General features: G+C 56.9%; 1 protein-coding gene and 1 pseudogene. Both read right to left on the minus strand.

The annotated features are described in order from the left end of the window. Positions 1-307 (minus strand): annotated as a pseudogene (glyA, locus tag ACR0AL_RS20920) (serine hydroxymethyltransferase); the annotation flags it as partial. Positions 308-329: 22 nt separating this feature from the next. Beyond that, positions 330-2,960: a phosphoenolpyruvate carboxylase gene (locus ACR0AL_RS20925; protein WP_480664532.1), complete on the minus strand. Its 2,631-nt coding sequence runs from the start codon at positions 2,958-2,960 to the stop codon at positions 330-332. Positions 2,961-2,993: the final 33 nt, after the last annotated feature.

Raw genomic sequence — 2,993 nt, forward strand, 5'->3', positions numbered from 1 at the left:
TCGGCTGCACGTTGGCGAAGTCGCAGCCGAACAGCTGCTTGGCGCGGTCGATGGCCAGGTTTTCAGCGATATCAACGAATTGGCAGCCGCCGTAATACCGCCGACCAGGATAGCCTTCGGCGTATTTGTTGGTCATCACCGAGCCCTGCGCTTCCATCACGGCGGCAGAGACGATGTTCTCGGACGCGATCAGCTCGATCTCGTCGCGCTGGCGGCCCAGCTCAGATGTGATCGAACCAAAAAGCTCAGGGTCACGATCAGATAGGGATTGGGTGAAAAAACCGTCTAGACGATGCGGGACATTCACGGGGCATATCTCCTGAAATTGGTTAGCCGGTCCAGCCAAGGCCAGCGGAAATAGCGTTCATGGATTGCAGTAGCGGCACAGGGACTGATCCTGCTTGCGATTTGTTTCGGGCTTGTTGCAGCAGTTCGACTTGCAATGCGTGAATGCGAGCCAGCTCCGCCCGTTTGCGATCAAATCGTTCGCACAGCCGGGGAAAACGGTGACCTATTGTCTGACCGCCAGTCAGAAACTGCACAGCGCTGCAAGCGTTATCGAATTCTGTTTTGATCGCCTGAGAGATGCTTTGGCGGATATACTTATCGCGCACCAGTTCGCCGTATTGCGTGGCGATGCCCATATCAGCCTGATAGAGCGATTTCTCCATCTCATCGACAGCGAGGCGGAACAGGCGAGATTTCTGAAACATTTCTTGCAAAACTTCGTCACCGCGCGAACCTCGGAATTTGCGAAAGCTGGCCATGGCTGCACCAAACCCGTACCAACCGGTAATCAGGTGGCGGTTCTGCGACCACGCAAAAACCCATGGAATAGCCCGCAGATCATCGAGACTAGCTGCGCCGAACCGACGGGTCGGGCGGGAGCCGATTTTTAGGCGAGCAAGTTCCTCGACGGGGCTGGCCTGCTGGAAGTAGTCCAGAAAACCCGGCATCTGCAGAAGCGATACATAGGCTGTTTGCGACAGTTCCGATAGGGCATCCAGCGCATCGTCAAATTCGGGCCGGGGCGGGGTTTCGCTGGGGTTAGCCGTATGTCGAAGCGTGCTTGAGAGCAGTAATTCCAGATGCGCTGCAGCTGTGCCGCGGTTAGCATACTTGGTCGAAACAACCTCACCCTGTTCCGTAACACGCAAGCGTCCGGCAATGGTTCCGCTGGGTTGTGCGGCGATGGCGCGCCCGGTAGGTGCTCCGCCCCGGCTGACGGAGCCGCCGCGCCCATGAAAAAATGTAGCCTTGAAACCTTGCGAGGCCAGTGCTGTGACGATCCTTCGTTGCGCGCGCTCCAATTCCCAGGTTGAACAGAAATAGCCGCCATCCTTGCCACTATCTGAGTAACCCAGCATCACCTCGATCACGTTACCTTCGGTTTTAAGGCTGCGGCGGGAAAGCGGAACATCAAGAACGTCCAGCAATATCGCTGGGGCATTGCGCAGGTCGGCAATCGTCTCGAACAGTGGGACCACTGATAAATCCAGAGTTTCGGACCCGAATCCTGCGTACCGGGCCAGAAGATAGACACCGAGAATGTCGTCGGCGGAACGGGTCATTGACAGGATGAATGGTCCGATAGCCTTGGGGTCTGGTCCCGATCGAACGCTGTAGACAAGTGTCAGGAGGGCAAGGAGCTCTTGGGCCTGATCACTCAGCGCTTCCCGATTTTGATAGGGCAAGTTCTGATCGGCCAATTCGGCCCGCAAACGGGCAGACCATTCGGGCGTACCATATTCCAATGCCTGCCCGGATTGTGACCAAATTTCGGCCAGAACATCGGTTGTGACGGTGGAATTCTGGCGTATGTCCAGCGTTGCGGTACGGAACCCAAAAACCGCTGCGGCCCGGCGCAGTGGGCGGATATGTCTTCGCGCCAGATTTTCGGCTTTGACCGCGCATAAAGCGGCATCAAGCGCGTTTAGATCGTTCACGAATTGCGAAATGTGGTTATAGCCGTCTTTTATCAGCCGAAGGCGTAAGGCATCCAGAGCCTTCCGGAACGGTTCGTTCTGATTGCGGCCAGTGTCCGGAGCCCGGTCGACAATTTCTTGTACACGTGTCCTGTGTGGTTCGGGCAGCGGCAATATGAGCGCACTGATACTCAGCTTGCTTGCGGCTTGTTTAAGGGCTTGACCGTAGAGGTCCAGAACCGTTTCGCGCCCACGTTGCAAGGCCAGCGCGGTCATCTCTGTCGTGACATTCGGATTGCCGTCCCGGTCGCCTCCGATCCAGCTGTGAAAGCGAATACTGGGCGTTTTGCTCAAGGTCTTTCCCAGCATGTGCAGGCAGGCTTGATCGAACCGATCCATGACTTGCGGGACAGCGTCAAAGATTGCGTCCCTGAAGAATTGCAAACCCCACTCGATCTCATCGTGCAGGCTTGGCCGCGTCAGGCGAAGTTCACCGGTCAGCCACAGGAGGTCAATTTCACCTTCCAGGTTTTTCAGCAAGTCGGCGCGCTCAGTTGGGGTCCATCGTTGCGTTTCAAGACTGACAAGGTTGCGATAAATCCGCCGGTGGATTTCCAGTACGGTGACCCGTTTGGCCTCGGTTGGATGCGCGGTTAGGGTGGGTCCGGCACACAGATTAGCGGTCAGTTTTTCCATTGGACTGACTGCCAGGGACAGGTCAGACAACACCTCGGCAAACCCGCCTTCGACCGCTTCGGGCCCGCTATTGGTCTCGGTCAGTCGACGATCTCTGACTTCGGCGTTTTCATCGATGATACGCAACAATTGGAACCAGATAGACAGGGCCTGCAAATAGGGCGTCGCCTCGGGCCCGGTGGGGATGGATTGCAGCGGTGAGGCCCCGGCCCATGTCGCTACATGCGGCGCCCGTTTCATCAAAATGTTCCGCCACAACGCCCGCAGTTCCGAGCGCAACCCATCAGCATAGCTTGAACGGTTCAGGGGGGACTGAATATTTTGGGCCAGCGCTTGCATCAGATCACCCGGTCACGTGGTTCACGGCCTTGG

The sequence above is a fragment of the Ruegeria sp. BB1 genome, from assembly GCF_056539465.1.